The organism is Sphingomonas aestuarii (assembly GCF_054457155.1).
Genome location: NZ_JBTKVV010000018.1, coordinates 1 through 2,372, shown reverse-complemented (window position 1 = coordinate 2,372; position 2,372 = coordinate 1). Strand labels below are relative to the sequence as shown.

Genomic DNA, 2,372 nt, shown 5'->3' with positions numbered 1-2,372 from the left:
CGATCAGCATGCGGTCTCCTTACCGATGTGGTTGAAGCATGGGGTCATTGAGGTCCGATTATAGCATATCTGGACCGCTAAGTTCATCTTGCCGCTGAAAAGCCTCCACTCGTCTCAACGAGGTAAATATCCAAGGGGGGTAAAATGAATACTGCTCACCAAGGCATCCTGCCTTGGCCCAAGGAGGCCAAAATGGCATTCGGATACGAGCATTTCAAAACCACTCCAGCCGGGCGCGCAACAGCCCATGCACTTTCGAAAAACTCATGTGATGTGATCGCGGCAGCCAAGAACGGACGAGCACCGATCCGCGTGTTGGCCCCTGAACTTCGTCAACACCTCGGTGAGCGCACAGTCAACTCGCACGTTGGGCGGATGATTCGAGAATGGCTGGGAGCAACTTTTAAGCTTCGAGGTCGCAAGAGATGGCCTCGCGAGAATGGCACCGAGTCCGGCTCGGTCTATTTCCAAATTGACTGACACGACGGGTGGGCCAGCGATGGTCCACCCGTGCAGCCCCACATTCTCAAATGATCATCAAATCTGAGATCGTCTCAACAGGGTCTTTCCACCCCGGTCGATGAGACGATCCGGGCAGGTCGTGCTGCATCTCGCTTGGGCATACATCGCGAACATGGGATCGGCACCTTTACGGACGCTCTGATGCCCCTTTCTAATGACGGTAATTCAGGGCACGAGCAAATAGCAGATCACCTTGTGACGCATCGGGTCAGGCCAAGGGTCGAGCTTCATCTTCCTTTTTCTGTCCCACACCACCCAGTGGATCGATGATCCCCCACTCACTTTGACTTTTAGCAGAGCATCGCTTGGCAAGCTCGTCATCGTGGTGGTGCCAATGCTCGACATCCGTCTTGCGGCAGCGGGCCGACCGAGCTTCTCGAGCGCAGAGATCAGCTTACTCGAACTGGTGATCCTCGCCTTGCCGTCCGGGTAAACCGCTTCGAACGCCTCCTCATAGGAAACGCCCGCCAATGTTGCGACAGCCCCAACGCCGCAATCTGATCCGCCGCGCTGTTTTACCCGTCTCATATTGTCTCCCCCTCCCGACAGCATTGCTAATCTACTGTTTCAAATCCACACGGTTGCGGAAAGCCAAATATCGGCACGGAATATTGGCGGCAAATAGTGGATTTGAGACCGTGATTTTAAAAGGGTTTTGGAACGCCGCACCGCCGCAGACGATCGTCGGATTCGCAACCGTCGCCGCAGGGTCGATTCAGCCTCCGTCGTGCGACGATCCGCAGAATGTCGGAGATAGCGGGACATACTTGGTGGAGCGCATGACGGAACGCTTGTTACGCGCGGCTCCGACCGAAATGAACTTACCTTTGGCTGCCCTCGTTAGCCATCTCCCCAACCTGGTCGCCAAGCAAGCAACACCGCTCTAGGCTTCCGCAATGCAAGGACCGAATCCAGATCAACAATCCGCAATTGACGCCACCGATGGCCCGCTGTTGATCATAGCTGGACCGGGATCGGGGAAGACGTTCACGCTTGTCGAGCGAATCGTTAAACTGATCCGCAATAACGGTGCAGTGCCTGAAGCTCTGCTCGTGGTGACGTTCACTGACAAGGCCGCGCGGGAGCTAACGACCCGCGTTTCCAATCGGCTGCTGGAACTGGGCATCTCGTTCAACCTCAACGAGATGTATCTCGGCACCTTCCACTCGATCTGCCTGCGTCTGCTGAAGGATCATCGCGAGTTCACCCGTTTGCAGCGCAATTTCGCGCTCTTCGACCAGTTCGATCAGCAGTATTTTCTCTATCAGCGGCTGAACCGCTTCGCCGAGATCGAGGACATCGAACTTGTGATCGGCAAGGACCAGGCTGGCCGGTGGTATCGTGCGACCCAACTGATGAAATGGCTCAACAAGGTCTCCGAGGAAGCGCTGGATGTCGATGCGCTGAAGGCGGGCAATGATCCTGCGATAATCGCGTTGGGTAGCGCTGCCATGCTCTACCGGGAAATGCTGACCGAGCAGAACAGCTTGGACTTCGCCGGAATCCAATTCGAGGCCTTGCGGCTTCTGGAGGAGAACCCCTCGGTGCTGGCTGGACTCCGCCAACGCCTGACTCACATCATGGTGGACGAGTATCAAGACACCAACACCATTCAGGAACGCCTGCTGTTCCTTTTGGCGGGAGATCAAAAAAACCTGTGTGTCGTTGGCGATGACGATCAGGGATTATACCGGTTTCGTGGCGCAACCATTCGGAACATTCTCGAATATCCAGGGCACTTCCCGAAGGGTCAGTGCCAGCAGGAACGGCTGACGATCAACTACCGGTCCACCCCGGAAATTATCAGCTTCTACAACCGCTGGATCGCGGACGAGGACTGGCGCGAGGGA

The 2,372-nt window shown here is 56.0% G+C and carries 3 protein-coding genes; 2 read left to right on the top strand and 1 reads right to left on the bottom strand.

From position 1 onward, the window contains the following. Positions 1 to 192: 192 nt before the first annotated feature. Entirely contained in the window at positions 193 to 480 is a 288-nt protein-coding gene (locus ACX0GZ_RS14735) for a hypothetical protein (protein ID WP_458817509.1), read from the top strand. A gap of 207 nt (positions 481 to 687) precedes the next feature. Here the strand turns inward: ACX0GZ_RS14735 and ACX0GZ_RS14730 are convergent, their stop codons facing one another. After that, entirely contained in the window at positions 688 to 1,050 is a 363-nt protein-coding gene (locus ACX0GZ_RS14730; protein ID WP_458817508.1) for a hypothetical protein, read from the bottom strand. A gap of 368 nt (positions 1,051 to 1,418) precedes the next feature. Between ACX0GZ_RS14730 and ACX0GZ_RS14725 the strand changes: the two genes are divergently transcribed. Then, positions 1,419 to 2,372: ATP-dependent helicase (locus tag ACX0GZ_RS14725; RefSeq protein WP_458817507.1), on the top strand; the 954-nt coding region annotated here is incomplete at its 3' end.